Source organism: Bradyrhizobium sp. UFLA01-814, from assembly GCF_046718885.1.
Classification (GTDB): Bacteria; Pseudomonadota; Alphaproteobacteria; order Rhizobiales; family Xanthobacteraceae; genus Bradyrhizobium; species Bradyrhizobium elkanii.
Window position 1 is genome coordinate 1 of the sequence record NZ_JAQOSR010000066.1, and the last position, 18618, is coordinate 18618.

Sequence of the window (18618 nt, forward strand, 5' to 3'; positions counted from 1 at the left end):
TGATAGATGGAACGGGCGGGAGACCGAGCCGGCTCACGGCGTCAAGCGCCAAGGACCCAACGGCTTCCCGCCCACCCACATCCTGACAGACTTCCAAGACACAGGGACCCATAACCACGAATGCCGATTGCTCTGCGGTGCCGGGGCCACAGCGCCGTTCAACAACGCAACCCTGTGGTTATGGGTCCCTGCTTCCGCAGGGACGACAGCGAGTGGGTGGCGAGCGCCGGCGCACCCTACCTCTCAAGCTTCTCCTGCACCTCAAGCATCGCGCGCAGCGTGTCGTCGCTGAGCTTGCCGTTGGGGGAGGGCGCGCGCCGCTCGACGGTCTCGACCGAGCGCACATGCTGCGGAACAACCGGCGTGCTGCGCACTGGGGCGCCATCCTCGATGTCTGCCGCCTCGTCAGCCGCACGCGCACCCTGCGCGTAACCGACGCCAAGCCGGCGCCGCGCGGGCTTCGGCTTCGGCGGTGGCGGCATAGTGATGATCGGCGGCAGCGTGTGATGGCGCGACACGGTCGGTGCTCCGGTGGCCTCTCGACATCGAGCGCCTGATTCGCGCAAATCCCCACTGACAAATCGGTAACGTTGTTGCGCGGCGTTGCATTGCATCTGCGCAGTGACATGCCGATATTTCCCGACGGCAATATGGAAACAAAGGTCGCTTAATGCTGCTGCCCGACGGCTATTCCGACATCCCACACGGCAAGATCGCCGCTGTCGTCACACATCTGGAAATGACTGCGCGCCCGCCGCGGCGCGACGATCCGCCCGGCGCGTGGCGCCTGCGCAAGGTCGATCCGCCCGCGCTCGACTGGTATCGTGATCTCTACCGCCGCGTCGGCGAGGAGTGGCTGTGGTTCACCCGCACTGGGCTCGATGATTCCGATCTCGCCTCGAGGATCCACGCCCCCGGCAACGAGCTCTACGGGCTGGGCGTCGACGGCCAGGATGAGGGCCTGCTTGAACTCGATTTCAGCGTGCCCGGCGAATGCCAGCTGCTCTATTTCGGCGTCACCGCAAGATTCATCGGCACCGGCGCCGCGCGCTTCCTGATGAACCGCGCGCTCGAGATCGCCTGGTCGCGCGACGTCAGCCGCGTCTGGGTGCACACCTGCACCTTCGATCATCCCTCGGCCGTCGCGTTCTACCAGCGCTCCGGCTTCCGTCCGTTCCTGCGGCAGATCGAGGTGGCGGATGATCCGAGGCTCGACGGCAAACTGCCGCGCGATGCGGCGCGGCATGTGCCGGTGATTGGATAGAGAGGCGAATATATGTCCGACTTCGCGTTGGAATTGCCAGCGGACTTTGCAGATTACGAATGGGAAGTCGAGGCGAAGGGTTGGTTCTCGCAAGCGTGGATCAACGCTTCAGGAAAGCGATACCTTCTGAATTTCTATGACCCCGCACGACTCGCGCAAGCCATCAATGACGAGCTTGAGCGTGGCAGGGTGTTCTTCGAGCCGAACCTGGTGATAGTTCAATCCATCACAAGGGCGAATATGGAGCAGGCCGTGGCGCTATTGATGGAGTCAGGTGAGCTCACCAACATGGTTGAGGAGTAGCGCCGGTTCTGTCGCGTCCCGCCTGTGGCCTCGGCAGAATCAATAGCAGGCAATGCTTCGCCGGAATGACTTGCCATATTGCAACGCGGTACATCTCATCTAGGATGGTGCAAAGCGCAACCTCTGACCCGGCTTGGGCCGCTACACTTCGAAAGCCTGCTTTCGAGGCACGGCCTGCCGCGGCATGACCGACGAGATGATAGATGTTTTTGATCGGCCAATATGACTCGCCCTTTGTCCGCCGCACCGCGATCGCGCTGCGGCTTTATGGATTGCCGTTTGAGCACAAGCCGTGGTCGACCTTCGGCGATGCGGAGAAGGTTGCGGCCTACAACCCGGTGCGGCGGGTGCCGACGCTGGTGCTCGACGACGGTGAGACGCTGATCGAGAGCGGTGCGATCCTGGATTATCTCGACGAGTTGGTCGGGCCGGACAAGGCGATGATCGCGCGCTCGGGGCCGGAGCGGCGCAAGCACCTGCGCATCACGGCGTTGGCGACCGGGCTCGCCGACAAGGCGGTGAGCCTTGTCTATGAGCGAGTGCTGCGCAAGGAGCAGTTGAAACTCTGGGTCGAGCGTTGCGAGGCGCAGATCGCGGGCGTGCTCGCGGTGCTGGAGCAGGAGCGCGCGGCGGTGCCGTCGCCCTATTGGCTGGGTGATCGCATCGGTCATGCCGACGTCGCGGTGGCCTGCGCGCTGCGCTTCACCGGCGAGGCGCATCCGCATCTGTTCGATGCGCGCTATCCGGCGCTCAAGGCCCACGCCGCGCGTTGCGAGGCGCTGCCGCCGTTCCAGGAGATCGTGCAGCCGCTGGCGCCGCCGAGCGGTTAGGGCGGCGTAGCGTCATCTCTCTCCGTCGTCATTCCCCGGCGCGCAATTGCGCACCGGGGAATGAGAATGCGCAAGTGAGAATGCGCAAGTATGACTGACAGCCCGTGCAACATACTCAGTGTCGTCCCGGCGAAGGCCGGGACCCATAACCACCGCTGCAAATGGTTATGCGATGCTGGAACGACCAGTCCCATCCGCAACATCCGCCGCGGCGTATGGGTCCCGGCCTTCGCCGGGACGACGGTCGAGAGAAAGCCGCGCACACGCTTGCGCCTCTGCGTGTCCTTTGCAACGCGTCCGCAAGCTACTTCGCCCGCATCGCTTCCGGTGTATCCGGCTGCGCGGATGGATGCGCCTTGGCGAAGGCCGGCAGCGCCATGGCGGTCTCGTGGATGCGCTTCACGGTCGGCCAGGGCGACAGGCTGATCTGCTGGTTGATCGCCGCCGTGACGTGGCCGACCAGGCAGATGTCGGCAAGGGTCGGCGCATCGCCATGGCAGAACCGGCCGGTGGCCTTGTGGCCGGCGAGGTGGCCTTCGAGCGCCGCCAGCGTCTCGACCGTCCAGTGCCGTCGCCACGCGTTCTGCTGGCTGTCGCGCAGATCGAGCTCGCGGTCGAGATAGCGGCGCACCCGCGGCGTCAGCAGCGGATGGCCCTCGCAGGCGACGATCAGTGCCAGCCCGCGCACCCGGGCGCGGCCGAGCGCATCCGCCGGCAGCAGCGGCGGCGTCGGAAAAGTCTCGTCGAGCCAGTCGATGATCGCCAGCGACTGGAACAGCACCGTGCCGTCGTCGGTCACCAGCGCCGGCAGCGCCATCTGCGGATTGATCTTGCGATAGGCGTCGGTGCGATGCGCGTCCGCATCGAGATCGACGAAGACGACGTCGGTCGGCACGCCCTTGAGGTTGAGCGCAATCCGCACCCGAAAGCTCGCCAGCGATCGCCAGAAGGAGAAGAATTGCATGGGGGGGGATCCGATGTTCACCTCGCCCCGCCTTTTGGCGGGGAGAGGTCGGCGCGCAGCGCCGGGTGAGGGGCAAGGCACGGTTGTCCCGCACTATAGCCCTCTCCGACTCGGAAATCCTCACCGGACAACAAAGGCGACTGTCATTGCGGGGGCACTCCTCACCCGAAGCCTTCGGCTTCGACCTCTCCCCGCAAAAGCGGGGCGAGGTGAAGAGACGAGCGGAGCTATCCCGCGCCCACCTTCTTCTTGCGCCAGGCGAGGTGCACGGCGCAGGTGCAGCCCTGCGGATGCGAGGCCAGCTCCGCGTCGTTGGCGGGCGTCGCGGCGGGCGCGATCGCCGGTCCCTTGGCGCCGTCCTGCGCGGGGATGTAGTTCAGCACCGGCGCCAGCCAGCGTTCGATCTCGGCGACCGTCATGGCCTTGCGCGCGGCATAGTCCTCGACCTGGTCGCGCTCGATCTTGCCGACGCCGAAATAGAAGCTTTCGGGATGCGAGAAGTACAGGCCCGAGACCGACGAGCCCGGCCACATCGCAAAGCTTTCGGTCAGCTTCACGCCGGCCGTTGCCTCGGCGTCGAGCAGCGCGAACAGCGTCTGCTTCTCGGTGTGGTCGGGCTGCGCCGGATAGCCGGGCGCGGGGCGGATGCCGTCATATTTCTCGAGGATCAGTTCGTCCGCCGACCAGGCCTCGTCGGGCGCATAGGCCCAGAACTCCTTGCGCACGCGCTGGTGCATGCGCTCGGCGAAGGCTTCCGCCAGGCGATCGGCCAACGCCTTGCACAGGATCGAGGAGTAGTCGTCATTGGCGTTCTTGAAGCGATCGGCGACCGCATCTTCGCCGATCCCCGCGGTGACGACGAAGCCGCCGATATAGTCGGCGATGCCGGTTTCCTTCGGCGCGATGAAATCGGACAGCGCGGCGTTGAAGCGGCCCTCGCGCTTCTCGAGCTGCTGGCGCAGCGTATGGAAGGTCGCGATCTTCCCGGCGCGGCTCTCGTCGGCATACACCTCGATGTCGTCGCCGACTGCGTTGGCCGGCCAGAAGCCAACGGTGGCGCGGGCGGTGAACCACTTCTCCTTGATGATCGTGTCGAGCATCTTGCGCGCGTCGGCATAGAGCGAGCGGGCGACTTCGCCGACCTTGGGGTCGTCGAGGATCGCCGGGTAGCGGCCGGTCAGCTCCCAGGTCTGGAAGAACGGCGTCCAGTCGATGTAGTCGGCGAGCTCGGCGAGATCGTAGGCGTCGAAGCTCTTCAGGCCGAAGAAAGCCGGCTTCTTCGGCGGCGCCGCCGCGAAGTCGATCGCGACCTTGTTGGCGCGGGCGTCGCCCAGCTTCAGCCGCTTCTTGTCGGCCTGGGCGCGGAAATGCGCCGTCGAGATTTTTGCGTATTCGGCCCGCACCTCGGCGGCGTAGGCCTGTTTCCTCTCGGCCGACAGCAGCGAGGAGGCGACGCCGACGGCGCGGCTCGCATCGTTGACATGCACGACCGGGCCGCCCGGATAGTTCGGGTCGATCTTGACGGCGGTGTGCACGCGGCTCGTGGTGGCGCCGCCGATCAGGAGCGGCAGGCTCATGCCCTGCCGTTGCAGCTCGCCGGCGAGGAAGCTCATCTCGTCGAGCGAGGGCGTGATCAGGCCGGACAGGCCGATGATGTCGGCGCCCTCGGCCTTCGCGGTCTCGATGATCTTGTTGGCGGGCACCATGACGCCGAGGTCGATGACCTCGTAATTGTTGCACTGGAGCACGATGCCGACGATGTTCTTGCCGATGTCGTGGACGTCGCCCTTCACTGTCGCGAGCACGATCTTGCCCGCGGCGTTGCGGCCGCCGGTGATGCCGTTGGCGAGGTTGCGGGCCTTCTCCTCCTCCATGAACGGCATCAGATAGGCGACCGCCTGCTTCATCACGCGGGCCGACTTCACGACCTGCGGCAGGAACATCTTGCCGTCGCCGAACAGGTCGCCGACCACGTTCATGCCGGCCATCAGCGGGCCCTCGATGACGTCGAGCGGACGGGACGCGTTCTGGCGGGCTGCCTCGGTGTCCTGTTCGATGAACTCGGTGATGCCGTGCACCAACGCGTGCGACAGCCGCTTCTCGACCGGCCATTCGCGCCAGGCGAGATCTTGCTCCTTGGTCTGCTTCTCCTTGCCGCGGAACTTCTCGGCCAGCGCCAAGAGTCGCTCGGAGGCGCCGGGATCGCGGTTGAGGATGACGTCCTCGCAGGTCTGGCGCAGCTCGGGGTCGATGTCGTCATAGACGATCATCTGCCCGGCATTGACGATGCCCATGTCCATGCCGGCATGGATCGCGTGATACAGGAACACCGAGTGCATCGCCTCGCGCACCGGCTCGTTGCCGCGGAACGAGAACGACAGGTTGGAGACGCCACCCGAGATGTGGGCGCCCGGCAGGTTCGCCCGGATCCAGCGCGTCGCCTCGATGAAGTCGACGCCGTAATTGTTGTGCTCCTCGAGCCCGGTCGCGATCGCAAAAATGTTCGGATCGAAGATGATGTCCTCGGGCGGGAAGTCGAGCCTGCCAACCAGGATATCGTAGGCGCGCTTGCAGATTTCGGTCTTGCGCGCGAACGTGTCGGCCTGGCCGGTCTCGTCGAACGCCATCACCACGACAGCGGCGCCGTGACGTTTGGCGACCGTCGCTTCGTGCAGGAATTTCTCCTCGCCTTCCTTCATCGAGATCGAGTTCACGATCGGCTTGCCCTGGATGCATTTCAGGCCGGCTTCGATGACGTGGAATTTCGAAGAGTCGACCATCACGGGCACCCGCGCGATGTCGGGCTCGGCGGCGACGAGGTTGAGGAACGTCACCATCGCCGCCTCGGAATCGAGCAGGCCCTCGTCCATGTTGACGTCGATGACCTGGGCGCCGTTCTCGACCTGGTCGCGTGCGACCTGCAGCGCGGCGGTGTAGTCGCCAGCGGTGATCAGCTTGCGGAAGCGTGCAGAGCCGGTGACGTTGGTGCGCTCGCCGACATTCACGAACGGGATGGCGTCGGTCAGCGTGAACGGCTCGAGGCCGGACAGCCTGAGCCGCGGTGCGATCTCGGGCACCACGCGCGGCTTGTGCGGGGCGACGGCCTTGGCGATCGCCGCGATGTGGTCGGGCGTGGTGCCGCAGCAGCCGCCGACGATGTTGACGAGGCCGGCAGCGGCGAATTCGCCGATCAGCCGCGCCATGTAGTCCGGCGTCTCGTCATACTGGCCGAATTCGTTGGGCAGGCCGGCGTTCGGATAAGCACACACGAGCGTGTCGGCGACGCGGCCGATATCGGCGATGTGTGCGCGCAGATCCTCGGCGCCGAGCGCGCAGTTGAAGCCGATCGTGATCGGCCTGGCGTGCCGCACCGAATGCCAGAATGCCTCCGGCAATTGCCCGGAGAGCAGGCGGCCGGACTTGTCGGTGATGGTGCCGGAAATCATCACGGGCACGTCGATGCCGCGCTCCTCGATGATCTCGGAGATCGCGTACAGCGCCGCCTTGGCGTTCAGCGTGTCGAAGATGGTCTCGACCAGCAGCAGGTCGGCGCCGCCGTCGAGCAGGCCCTTGGCCTGTTCGCCATAGGCCTTGCGCAAATCGTCGAAGGTGACCGCGCGATAGCCGGGATTGGAGACGTCGGGCGAGATCGAGGCGGTGCGGTTGGTCGGGCCGAGTGCGCCGGCGACAAAGCGCGGCTTCCCGTCTTCGGCGCTCACCCGCTCGGCGGCGGTGCGCGCCAGGCGAGCACCCTGCAGGTTCAGCTCATAGGCGAGATCCGCCATGTCGTAGTCGGCCTGCGCGATCGAGGTCGAGGAGAAGGTGTTGGTCGCGACGATGTCGGCGCCGGCGCGCAGATATGCGGCGTGGATGTCCGTGATCGCAGCGGGCTGGGTCAGGATCAGGAGATCGTTGTTGCCCTTGATGTCGCGGTGGAAGTCCGCAAAGCGCGCGCCGCGGAAGGCGGCTTCGTCGAATTGCAAGCCCTGGATCATCGTGCCCATGGCGCCGTCGAGCACCAGGATGCGCTCGCGGGCAGCCGCGAGCAAAGCGTTACGCTTGGGGGAAACGGGAACGGGCATGTGTCAGGCAGCTTTCTGGGCACCGTTCGGCCGGATGCCGAGCAGGTGGCTGATCGCGAACACGAGGTCCGCGCGGTTCATGGTGTAGAAGTGGAAGGTGTCGACGCCGTGCTTGAACAGCTTCTGCACCTGGCCGGCGGCGACGGTGGCGGCGACCAGCTTGCGGGTCTCGGCGTCGTTGTCGAGGCCCTCGAACTTCTCGGCGAGCCAGTCCGGCACGCTGGTGCCGGCGCGCGTCACGAAATTGCGCGCCTGCTTGAAATTGTGCATCGGCATGATGCCCGGCACGATCGGAATCTCGATGCCGCGCGCGCGCACCCGGTCGACATAGCGGTGGTAGAGGTCGTTGTCGAAGAACACCTGGGTGATCGCGCGCGTCGCGCCGGCGTCGACCTTGGCCTTCAATGTGTCGATGTCGGCGTCGAAATCCTTCGCTTCCGGATGCTTCTCCGGATAGGCGGACACCGAGATCTCGATGTCGGCGTGGCGCCTCTTGATTCCGGCGACGAGTTCGGCCGAGCTCTGGTAGCCGTCCGGATGGGTGAAGTAGGGCGTGCCGATGCCGCCGGGCGGATCGCCGCGCAGCGCGACGATGTGACGGACGCCGACCTCATGATAGCGGTCGACGATGTCGTCGATCTCGCCGCGCGAGGCGCTGACGCAGGTCAGATGCGCGGCCGGCAGCAGATCGGTCTCGCGCAGGATGCGGGTGATCGTGGAATGGGTGCGCTCGCGGGTCGAGCCGCCGGCGCCGTAGGTGACCGAGACGAAGTTCGGCGTCAGCGGCGCCAGGCGATTGATCGTCTCCCAGAGATTGCGCTCCATCTCCTCGGTCTTCGGCGGGAAGAACTCGAAGGAGATTTTCGGCGCCTTGGGCGCACGCGGTGCGTTATGCACAGAGGAAATGGTCTCGGTCATGATACGCAAAGGCTCCGCAACTGGAGGGCAGACGTCCGGCCTGGATATGAAGGCCCTAAGATAAGCCAAACGCGTGGGATCAAATAGCCCATCGGATATGGGAAATTGCCCATTCGTCGCGTAGATTCGGCAAAAATTGACTATCAAGAATCTCCGGTGGGCAAGCCACTGGTTTCGCGTTAATAGTATTAAGATATTGAGAATATTGAAATAATAATTATTTTGTAGATGGTTGGATGTCGAAATCGATTGTGGGTAGTTTGGCGCATCAATGAACCGACGTATATCGTCCCAAAATCAGCAGCTGGTGGCGCCGACGTTCCGCTGCGGGACTGGTCTGCGCGGTCGGGACCTTTGTCGCCCCGTGGCGCCACACTAGGTTGACGGCCATGATTCCGCTCTCCGTCCTCGACCTGTCCGTCGTCACCACTGGCACCAGGCCGGCCGCTGCGCTCCGCAACAGCATCGATCTGGCGCGCCATGTCGATGGCCTCGGCTACACACGTTATTGGCTCGCCGAACACCACAACCTTGCTTCCGTCGCGAGCCCGGCGCCCGATCTGATGATCGGGCAGATCGCGGCGGTGACGCAGCATATCCGTGTCGGCTCCGGCGGCGTGATGCTGCCCAACCATGCGCCGCTGGTGGTCGCCGAACGCTTCAAGATGCTGGAGGCGCTGTTTCCCGGCCGCATCGATCTCGGCCTCGGCCGCGCGCCCGGCACCGACGGCGCCACCGCCTACGCGCTGCGCAGCCGGCTCGATCGCCGCGAGGGCGATGATTTCCTCGAGCGGCTGCACGAGCTGACCTTGTGGGAGACGCGCGATTTCCCACCCGGCCATCCCTACAACAATGTGGTGGCGATGCCGGACGACTCGCCGCTGCCGCCGATCTGGCTGCTCGGCTCGAGCGACTATTCCGCCGAGCTCGCAGCCCAGGTCGGGATGGGCTTTGCATTCGCGCATCATTTTGCCACTCACGACGCAATTGCAGCGATGACGAACTACCGCGCGCATTTCAAGCCATCGGGCTGGCGCGCGACGCCGCAGTCGATCCTGGCGGTCGCGGTTGTTACGGCGGAGACCGACGCGGAAGCCGAGCGGCTTGCGATGTCGATGGATCTCAACCGGCTGCGCCGCGACCGCGGCCAGTATCTGCCGCTGCCTAGCGTCGAGGAGGCAGAAGCCTATCCCTACACCGACGCCGAGCGCGCCTCGATCGCGCGCAACCGCGCCCGTCTCTTCGTCGGCAGCCCCGCAACCGTGATGACGAAGCTGCAGCCGCTGATCGCGGCGACCCAGGCCGACGAGCTGATGGTGATATCAGCGGTCTACGACCACGCGGCGCGGAAGAAGTCGTACAGCCTGCTTGCCGAGGCGTTCGGGTTGGAGAAGAGGGTTGCGGCATAAAGATTGTCGTCCCGGCGAAAGCCGGGACCCATACGCCGCGGCTCCAGTTGTTGAACAAGCTGGTTGTCGATGTGCTGCCTACGAACGCCGGTGGTTATGGGTCCCGGCTCCCGTGCGCAATTGCGCACTAGGCCGGGACGACCCCGTAGAGAGGCTGCGCTCGCCTGGTCTAATCCTGCGTCTCGCTGAAGGTGGCGCGGAACGGATGGCCGGGATAGACGCCGACGATGCGGAATTCGCGCGAGAAGAATTTCAATTCCTCGACCGCAAAGGCGAGCCCGCGGTCGTTGGGGTGGCCGTCGACATCGGCGTAGAATTGCGTGGCGAAGAAATTGCCGTCAACCATGTAGCTTTCGAGCTTGGTCATGTTGACGCCGTTGGTGGCAAAGCCGCCGAGTGCCTTGTAGAGCGCGGCGGGCAAGTTGCGCACCCGGAAGACAAACGTCGTGACCAGCGGCCCCGAGCCCTGCGCGGCCCATTTGGCCTCGCGCGCCAGCACCACGAAGCGGGTGGTGTTGTGGGCCTCGTCCTCGATGTCCTCGGCGAGAATGTCGAGGCCGTAGATATCGGCGGCGAGGCGGGAGGCGATCGCCGCCACGCTCTTGTCGCCGCGCTCGGAGATGTCGCGGGCGCTGCCGGCGGTGTCGGCGGCGACGATCGGCTTGATGCCGAGCTTGCGGATCACGCGGCGGCATTGGCCGAGCGCGTGGACGTGGCTCTCCACGCTCTTGATGTCGGCGAGCTTGGTGCCCTTGATCGCCATCAGCTGGTGGCGGATCGGCAAGAACCATTCGCCGACGATGAACAGGCCCGAGGCCGGCAGCAAATGATGGATATCGGCGACGCGGCCGGCGACCGAATTCTCGATCGGGATCATGCCGAGATCGGCCTCGCCCGAGGAAATCGCCGCCAGCGCGTCCTCGAAGGTCGGGCAGGGCATCGGCTCGGCGTCGGGATAGGCCTCGACGATCGCGATATGGGAATTGGCGCCAGGCTCGCCCTGGAACGCGATTTTCAGCTTCTTGGTCATGGGTGGCCTTTTACCAGCCGATCAGGCTTTGGAAAGTATTCTGCGGGCGGTTTCGAGGTCGGCCGGGGTGTCGACGCCGCGCGGGACGGTGTCGACGATGGTGATGTCGATCCGCATCCCGGCTTCCAGCGCGCGCAGCTGCTCGAGCTTTTCCTGCTGCTCCAGCGGCGATGGCGGCAGCGCTACGAACCGCTCCAGCGCGGCGCGCCGGTAGGCGTACAGGCCGATATGATGGTAGCGCGGCCCGTCGCCGTGGGGCGCGGTGGCGCGGGTGAAATACAGCGCGCGCAACCGGTTCGGCCCGATCGGCGAGCCGACCGCCTTGACGACGCTGGGGGCCTGATCCTCCTCCTCGCTATGGATGCGCGAGGCCAGGGTCGAGATGTCGACTGCGGGATCGTCAAGCGCTGGCATCACGCTGCGGATGGTCTCGGGACTGATGGTCGGGAAATCGCCCTGCAGATTGACCACGATCTCGGCACGGCCGCCGGGGTCGAGGGTCGTCATCGCTTCATAAATCCGGTCCGAGCCGGACGGGTGGTCGGGGCGGGTCATCACGACCTCGCCGCCGGCAGCCTTCACGGCCGTAGCGATCTCGGCCGTGTCGGTGGCGACCGCAACCCGGCCGATGCCTGCCGCCTCGGCCCGCCGCAGCACATGGACGATCATCGGCACGCCGGCGATCTCGAGCAGCGGTTTTCCTGGCAACCGGGTGGCGGCCATGCGGGCCGGAATCAGCACCAAGGTAAGGGGTTGGGTCATTCGTGTCGGGGCCCGTCCGGCCTGCGGAAATTGCCGGGGAGGAGGTTGAATTCGGCGCGTTTATACGGGTTGCCAGAGCGCGGGCAAACCGATATCTCAACCCTGCTTGGGGCGGTGCGATAAGGCCGATTCCCAGGTCTTTCCCCGCGGCCGTATTCCCGGCCTGAAGTCGACATTCAAGGCCCGGAGCCTGACCCAAAATGGACTCCTTCGAACTCAACAAAATCCTCGGTGCGGTTCTCGGCACCTGCATCGTCGTCCTGGTGATGAGCTTTGCCGCCAGCGCGAAATTCGCGCCGAAGCTGCCGGAGAAGCCGGGTTTTGAGATCGCGGTGAAGGAAGAGTCCCATGGCGGTGGCGGCGAGGCCGCTGCGGCCGCATCCGAGCCGATCGAGAAGCTGCTGCAGACCGCGTCCGTCGAGAAGGGCGCCGCGGCCGCCAAGAAGTGCCAGGCCTGCCACACCTTCGAGAAGGGCGGTCCCAACCGCGTCGGTCCGAACCTGTTCGGCGTCGTCGGCGAGAAGAAGGGCGAGGGCCGTGGCTTCAATTTCTCGGCCGCGATGAAGGGCAAGGGCGGCGAATGGTCGTTCGACGACCTCAACAAGTTCCTGACCAACCCGAAGGGCTTCATCCCGGGCACCGCGATGGGCTTCGCCGGCGTTCCGAAGGACAGCGAGCGCGCCGACATCATCGCCTATCTGAATTCGAACTCGGAGCACCCGGCTCCGCTCCCGACCGCCTCGAAGTAACGATTTGCTTCGCGCAAGCATGCGGATGAAACGGCCAGGCAATGCCTGGCCGTTTTCGCATGGGGAATCCGCTGTCGCGGGGTTGTTATCGGGACGTTTCGCCGCACCGATATTGTTCCCGGGCCAATATCATGAGGAAAAAGCAACGTAATTTGTCGAACCGTTGCCTTATATTGGGTCCCATGTAAGCGGGGCCGCAAGCAGGAAGACCGAATTTGGCGATCACCCGACGACACCTCCTTCAAGGCAGCGCACTGGCGGCAATGGCTCCGGCGCTCGGACTCACCACCAGCCTGTCGGCGATCACGCCGGCCTTCGCCGACGATGCCCCCAACGGGCTGAAATGGCGGCACGGCCTCTCGACCTACGGCGAAATCAAATATCCCGCCGACTTCAAGCGCTACGACTACGTCAAGCCGGACGCGCCGAAGGGCGGCGCGGTGCGGCTGTTCCAGCCCGGCACCTATGACAGCTTCAACCTCGTCGTTGCGGGGTTGAAGGGCTCCGTCTCGGCGGCTGTCGCTCGCATCTACGACTCGCTGATGGAGGCCTCGCTCGACGAGCCCGATACCTATTACGGCGAACTCGCCGAGGCGGCAGCCTTTCCCGATGATTTCTCCTACGTGATCTACCGCCTGCGGCCCGGATCACGCTGGCACGACGGCAAGCCGGTCACGCCGGAGGACGTGATCTTCTCCTTCGAGGCGTGGAAGGCGAACAGCCCGATGTTCAGCGCCTACTACCGGCATATCGTTAAGGCCGAGAAGATCGGCGATCGCGACGTCAAGTTCACCTTCGACAGCGCAGGCAACCGCGAGCTGCCGATGATTACCGGCCAGCTCACTATTTTGCCCAAGCATTGGTGGGAAGGCACCGACGCGCAGGGCAAGAAGCGTGACATCACCGCAAGCACGCTGGAGCCGCCGCTCGGTTCGGGTCCCTATCGGATCAAGGAGTTCGTCGCCGGACGGTCGGTCGTGCTCGAGCGCGTCAAGGACTACTGGGGCAAGGACATTCCGATCGCGATCGGGCAGAACAATTTCGACGAGCTGCGCTACGAATATTTCCGCGACGACACCGTCGCGCGCGAGGCGCTGAAGGCTGACCAGTTCGATTGGTATAACGAGCGCAGCGCCAAGGAGTGGGCGTCGGCCTACGACGTGTCGCCGGTGCGTGAGAAGCGGCTGCTCAAGGAGCTCTTCACCGTCCGCAACCAGGGTCGGATGCAGGGCTGGGTGTTCAACCTGAGGCGCCCGAAATTCGCGGATGCCAGGCTGCGCCGCGCCTTCAACTACGCGTTCGATTTCGAAGAGATGAATCGCGTGCTCTCGACCGGCGAGTATCATCGCGATTCAAGCTATTTCGACGGCATCCCCGATCTGATGGCGACCGGCCTGCCGGAAGGCAAGGAGCTCGAGATCCTGGAGACGATGCGCGACAAGGTGCCTCCGGAAGTCTTCACGACCCCCTACAAGGATCCGGTCGGCGGCACGCCGGAGAACGTGCGCGCCAATCTGCGCGAGGCGACGCGGCTGTTGAAGGAAGCCGGCTTCGAGATCCGCGATCGCAAGCTCATCGATTCGTCCGGTCAGCCGTTCACGGTCGAGATACTCGGCAACAGCGGCGATTCCGGCATGGAGCGGATTGCGCTGTTCTACAAGCCGAGCCTTGAGCGTCTCGGCATCACCGTCAATCTGCGTGCCGTGGACACGGTGCAGTATCAGAACCGGGTCCGCGAATACGATTTCGAGATGGTGACCCAGGTCTGGGGGCAGTCGATCTCGCCCGGCAACGAGCAGCGCGACAATTTCGGCTCGCAGGCGGCCGACCGGCCAGGCTCCAACAATCTTCCCGGCATCAAGAATCCGGCCGTCGATGCCATCATCGAGCGCATCATTTTCGCCAACAGCCGCGCCGATCAGGTCGCCGCCGCCAAGGCGCTGGACCGGGTCTTGCTCTGGAACTTCTATCTTGTTCCACACTTCAATTACGACAAGCAGCGCTACGCGTACTGGGATCGCTTCAGCCATCCCGACCCGCTGCCGAAATACGCAGTTTCGGGATTCCCAAATCTTTGGTGGTACGACGCCGACAAGGCGGCCAAGCTCAAGCGTTCATAAAACTCAAGGATTCGCGCATGGCGCTATTCTCCCGTCGGCACGCACTCGGTCTCGGCATCGGTGCGTTGAGTGCTGCAGGCTTGCGTGCTGCACCGGCGGTGGCCGACAACGGAACCGAGATGCACGGCATGTCGGTGTTCGGCGACCTGAAATATCCGGGGGATTTTAAGATCTTCGACTACGTCAATCCGAAGGCGCCGAAGGGCGGGGCGTTCTCGGTGATCCCGTGGGTGCGCGGTTACAACCAGTCCTACTACACGTTCAATTCGCTGAATGCCTACGTCCTCAAGGGCGAAGGCGCGCAGGGCATGGACATGACGTTCGCGACGCTGATGTCGCGCGCCAATGACGAGCCCGACGCGATGTACGGCTATGCCGCGAAGTCGGTGCAGATCTCGCCGGACAAGCTGACCTACCGCTTCACCATGCGCCCCGAGGCGCGCTTCCATGACGGCTCGAAGCTGACCGCGCAGGATGTCGCCTTCTCGCTCAATACGCTGAAGGAAAAAGGCCACCCGCTGATCCAGGTGCAGCTGCGCGACTTCGTCAAGGCCGAGGCGCCCGATGACGCGACCGTGGTGGTGACCTTCGCGGCGGGGCGCGCGCGCGACGTGCCGCTCTATGTTGCGGGCCTGCCGATCTTCTCCAAGGCCTATTACGCGAACCGGTCCTTCGAGGACTCGACGCTCGATGCGCCGCTCGGCTCGGGGCCGTACAAGGTCGGCCGGTTCGAGGTCAACCGCTACGTCGAATTCGACCGCATCAAGGACTGGTGGGGTGCCGAGCTGCCGGTCAATCGCGGCAGCTACAATTTCGACACCGTGCGCTACGAATTCTATCGCGACCGCGATGTGGCGTTTGAGGGCTTCACCTCGAAGAGTTATCTGTTCCGCGAGGAGTTCACCGCGCGCGTCTGGGCGACACGCTACGATTTCCCCGCGGTGAAGGATGGCCGCGTCAAGCGCGAGACGCTGCCCGACGATACGCCGTCCGGCGCACAGGGCTGGTTCATCAACACGCGCCGCGACAAGTTCAAGGATCCACGCGTGCGCGAGGCGCTGATCTGCGCCTTCGACTTCGAGTGGACCAACAAGACCATCATGTACGATGCCTATGCGCGCACCGTCTCGCCGTTCCAGAACTCGGATATGGTGGCGGACGGGCCTCCCTCGCCGGAGGAGCTGGCGCTGCTCGAGCCGTTCCGCGGCCAGGTGCCCGACGAGGTGTTCGGCCTGCCGTTCGTGCCGCCGATGTCCGACGGTTCCGGCCAGGATCGCGCGCTGCTGCGCAAGGCGGTGCAACTGCTCAACGAGGCCGGCTGTGTCGTCAAGGACGGCAAGCGCGTGCTGCCGAACGGCGAGCCCATCACCATCGAATTCCTCAACGATGAGCCCTCGCTGCAGCCGCACCATGGGCCTTACATCAAGAACCTCGGCACGCTCGGCATCGCGGCGACGTTCCGCCTGGTCGACGCGGTGCAGTACCGCGCCCGGGTGGAAGATTTCGATTTCGACATGACCATGCAGCGCTTCAGCTTCTCGGCGACGCCCGGCGACAGCATGCGGCCGTTCTTCTCCTCGCACGCCGCGAAGACCAAGGGCTCCTACAATCTCGCAGGCATCGCCAATCCCGCGATCGACGTGCTGATCGAGAAGATCATCGGCGCCAACAGCCGCCATGAGCTGACGATCGCCTGCCGCGCCTTTGACCGCGTGTTCCGCGCCGGCCGCTACTGGGTGCCGCAATGGTACCGCAACACGCATCCGATCGCCTATTGGGACCAGTTCGGCCATACCGAGAAGCTGGCGAAATATGCCCAGGGCGTCGGCGCCCCGGAGAACTGGTGGTATGATGCGGCCAAGGCCGCGAAGCTCGAGCAGGCGAAGTAGCCGATGAGCGCCTATATCGCCCGACGTATCTTCCTGATGCTGCCGACGCTGCTCGGCATCCTGTTCGTCTCCTTCGTGGTCGTGCAGTTTGCCCCCGGCGGTCCGGTCGAGCGTGTCATCGCGCAGATCAACGGCGCCGACACCGGCGGCACGTCGCGGGTGTCGGGAGGTGGCGGCGATTTCGGCGCGCAGCGCGGTCAGGGCGCGGGCGCCGGCGCGGCCATCAATTCGAAATACCGCGGCGCGCAGGGCCTCGATCCCGATTTCATCAAGAAGCTCGAGGTGCAGTTCGGCTTCGACAAGCCGGCGCCGGAGCGGTTCGCGCTGATGGTGTGGAATTTCGCGCGGTTCGACTTCGGCAACAGCTATTTCCGCAGTGTCAGCGTGCTGCAGCTGATCAAGGAGAAGCTGCCGGTCTCGATGTCGCTCGGCATCTGGATGACGCTGCTGACCTATCTGATCTCGATCCCGCTCGGCATCCGCAAGGCGGTGCAGGACGGCTCGCGGTTCGATACCTGGACCTCGGCGGTGATCATCATCGGCTTTGCGATACCGGGCTTCCTGTTCGCGATCCTCCTGATCGTGCTGTTTGCCGGGGGCTCATTCCTCAATATCTTTCCGCTGCGTGGCCTGACTTCGGACGGCTGGGCGCAGTTCCCCTGGTACTGGAAGATCATCGACTATTTCTGGCACCTGACGCTGCCGCTGGTGTCGATGGCGCTCGGCGCCTTCGCCACCATGACCCTGCTGACCAAGAACTCGTTCCTCGATGAGATCCGCAAGCAATATGTGATGACCGCGCGCGCCAAGGGTTGCAGCGAGCGCCAGGTGCTGTACGGCCACATCTTCCGCAACGCCATGCTGATCGTGATCGCCGGCTTCCCGGGCGCGTTCATCCACGCGTTCTTCTCCGGCTCGCTGCTGATCGAAACCATCTTCTCGCTCGACGGGCTCGGCCTGCTTGGCTTCGAGAGTGTGTTGAACCGCGACTATCCGGTGGTGTTCGGGACGCTGTTCATCTTCTCGCTGGTCGGACTGGTGGTCAATCTGCTCTCCGACCTTGCCTATATGTGGATCGATCCCCGGATCGATTTCGAAGCGCGGGAGGTCTGATGACGATGCTCGCGCCCCAACCGGTCGAGACCTCGACGCAATCGCCGCTCGGCGAGGCGGTGCCCGCCACGCGGCACGGCTTCTCGCCGTCGCCGCTGAACAGGCGGCGCTGGCAGAACTTCAAGGCCAATCGCCGCGGCTACTGGTCGTTCTGGATCTTCCTCGTGCTGTTCGTGGCGTCGCTGTTCGCCAATTTCATCGCCAACGACAAGCCGCTGATGGTCAAATATGACGGCCGCCTGTACTGGCCGGTGATCTTCACCTACGCCGAGACCACCTTCGGCGGTGACTTCGAGACCGCAGCCGATTATCGCGATCCTTACCTGCAGAAGCAGATCGCCGCCAAGGGCGGCAGCATGATCTGGCCGCCGATCCGCTACTCCTACGACAGCCGCAACCTCGACCCGCCGACGGCGGTGCCGTCGAAGCCGACCTGGCTGTTGACCGAAGAGCAGTGCAAGGACGTGGTGAAGCGGAAGGGACTGACCGGCTGCCGCGACCTCGAGTACAACTGGCTCGGCACCGACGACCAGGGCCGCGACGTGGTCGCGCGGCTGATCTACGGCTTCCGCATCTCGGTGCTGTTCGGCCTGACGCTGACCATCCTGTCCTCGATCATCGGCATCGCCGCGGGCGGCGTGCAGGGCTATTTCGGTGGCTGGACCGATCTCATGTTCCAGCGGCTGATCGAGATCTGGACCGCGATCCCCTCGCTCTATCTGCTGCTGATCATCTCGGCGGTGCTGCCGCCGGGCTTCTTCATCCTGCTCGGAATCCTGCTGCTGTTCTCCTGGGTCTCGCTGGTCGGCCTGGTGCGCGCCGAATTCCTACGCGGCCGCAATTTCGAGTACATCCAGGCGGCGCGTGCGCTCGGCGTGTCCAACGGCGTGATCATGTTCCGCCATCTGCTGCCGAACGCGATGGTCGCGACCATGACGTTCCTGCCCTTCATCGTGTCGTCCTCGGTGATGACGCTGACGGCGCTGGATTTCCTCGGCTTCGGCCTGCCGCCCGGTTCGCCCTCGCTCGGTGAATTGCTGTCGCAGGGCAAGGCCAATGTGCAGGCGCCGTGGCTCGGCCTCACCGGCTTCTTCTCGGTCGCGATCATGCTGTCGCTCCTGATCTTCATCGGCGAAGCCGCGCGCGACGCCTTCGATCCCCGCAAGACGTTCTCGAAGGGCTGAG

15 protein-coding genes are annotated in these 18618 nt (G+C 64.6%); 9 read left to right on the forward strand and 6 right to left on the reverse strand.

The annotated features are described in order from the left end of the window. Positions 1-236: 236 nt before the first annotated feature. The gene (locus PMN64_RS20750; RefSeq protein WP_411781959.1) at positions 237-518 is read right to left on the reverse strand and encodes a hypothetical protein; all 282 of its coding nucleotides are present in this window, start codon (positions 516-518) and stop codon (positions 237-239) included. A gap of 152 nt (positions 519-670) precedes the next feature. On the opposite strand from PMN64_RS20750, the gene PMN64_RS20755 reads away from it, so the two are divergent. From PMN64_RS20755 to PMN64_RS20765, 3 genes are all read left to right on the forward strand, one after another. Further along, the gene (locus PMN64_RS20755; RefSeq protein ID WP_411781960.1) at positions 671-1264 is read left to right on the forward strand and encodes a GNAT family N-acetyltransferase; all 594 of its coding nucleotides are present in this window, start codon (positions 671-673) and stop codon (positions 1262-1264) included. A 12-nt stretch (positions 1265-1276) separates the two neighbouring features. Beyond that, complete coding sequence (locus PMN64_RS20760) at positions 1277-1567, forward strand: hypothetical protein (RefSeq protein ID WP_028342307.1); 291 nt, start codon at positions 1277-1279, stop codon at positions 1565-1567. A 203-nt stretch (positions 1568-1770) separates the two neighbouring features. Continuing rightward, on the forward strand, positions 1771-2397 hold the full coding sequence (locus tag PMN64_RS20765; RefSeq protein ID WP_304498454.1) for a glutathione S-transferase family protein: 627 nt from the start codon (positions 1771-1773) through the stop codon (positions 2395-2397). Between the two features lie 304 nt (positions 2398-2701). Here PMN64_RS20765 and maiA read toward each other — a convergent pair whose 3' ends face one another. The 3 genes from maiA to metF all read right to left on the reverse strand — a co-directional run bounded on the left by maiA (position 2702) and on the right by metF (position 8361). Next, positions 2702-3361, reverse strand: coding sequence for a maleylacetoacetate isomerase (gene maiA, locus PMN64_RS20770; protein ID WP_411781961.1), 660 nt, complete (start codon positions 3359-3361; stop codon positions 2702-2704). A gap of 227 nt (positions 3362-3588) precedes the next feature. Further along, positions 3589-7443, reverse strand: coding sequence for a methionine synthase (gene metH / locus PMN64_RS20775; protein WP_411781962.1), 3855 nt, complete (start codon positions 7441-7443; stop codon positions 3589-3591). Positions 7444-7446: 3 nt separating this feature from the next. After that, a complete protein-coding gene (gene metF, locus PMN64_RS20780) occupies positions 7447-8361 on the reverse strand; it encodes a methylenetetrahydrofolate reductase [NAD(P)H] (protein WP_038387593.1) in 915 nt (304 codons plus the stop codon). A gap of 389 nt (positions 8362-8750) precedes the next feature. On the opposite strand from metF, the gene PMN64_RS20785 reads away from it, so the two are divergent. Continuing rightward, positions 8751-9770, forward strand: coding sequence for an LLM class flavin-dependent oxidoreductase (locus tag PMN64_RS20785; RefSeq protein WP_411781963.1), 1020 nt, complete (start codon positions 8751-8753; stop codon positions 9768-9770). A 169-nt stretch (positions 9771-9939) separates the two neighbouring features. On the opposite strand, the gene PMN64_RS20790 is transcribed toward PMN64_RS20785, so the two are convergent. After that, entirely contained in the window at positions 9940-10800 is an 861-nt protein-coding gene (locus tag PMN64_RS20790) for a prephenate dehydratase (protein ID WP_411781964.1), read from the reverse strand. A 21-nt stretch (positions 10801-10821) separates the two neighbouring features. After that, positions 10822-11562 (reverse strand): 3-deoxy-manno-octulosonate cytidylyltransferase, encoded by a 741-nt coding sequence (locus tag PMN64_RS20795; RefSeq protein WP_411781965.1) that lies wholly within the window; start codon positions 11560-11562, stop codon positions 10822-10824. A 200-nt stretch (positions 11563-11762) separates the two neighbouring features. On the opposite strand from PMN64_RS20795, the gene PMN64_RS20800 reads away from it, so the two are divergent. The 5 genes from PMN64_RS20800 (at position 11763) to PMN64_RS20820 (ending at position 18617) form a co-directional block, all read left to right on the forward strand. Continuing rightward, positions 11763-12311, forward strand: coding sequence for a c-type cytochrome (locus tag PMN64_RS20800; RefSeq protein ID WP_028342300.1), 549 nt, complete (start codon positions 11763-11765; stop codon positions 12309-12311). 263 nt (positions 12312-12574) lie between these two features. Beyond that, positions 12575-14431, forward strand: coding sequence for an extracellular solute-binding protein (locus tag PMN64_RS20805; RefSeq protein ID WP_411781966.1), 1857 nt, complete (start codon positions 12575-12577; stop codon positions 14429-14431). A 17-nt stretch (positions 14432-14448) separates the two neighbouring features. Continuing rightward, on the forward strand, positions 14449-16320 hold the full coding sequence (locus PMN64_RS20810; protein WP_411781967.1) for an extracellular solute-binding protein: 1872 nt from the start codon (positions 14449-14451) through the stop codon (positions 16318-16320). A gap of 3 nt (positions 16321-16323) precedes the next feature. Then, positions 16324-17433 carry a microcin C ABC transporter permease YejB gene (locus PMN64_RS20815; RefSeq protein ID WP_016842625.1) on the forward strand — a complete coding sequence of 370 codons (1110 nt, stop codon included), beginning with the start codon at positions 16324-16326 and terminating at the stop codon, positions 17431-17433. Then, on the forward strand, positions 17433-18617 hold the full coding sequence (locus PMN64_RS20820) for an ABC transporter permease (protein WP_028342296.1): 1185 nt from the start codon (positions 17433-17435) through the stop codon (positions 18615-18617). Before PMN64_RS20815 ends, PMN64_RS20820 begins: the two co-directional genes overlap by 1 nt. Position 18618 lies beyond the last annotated feature (1 nt).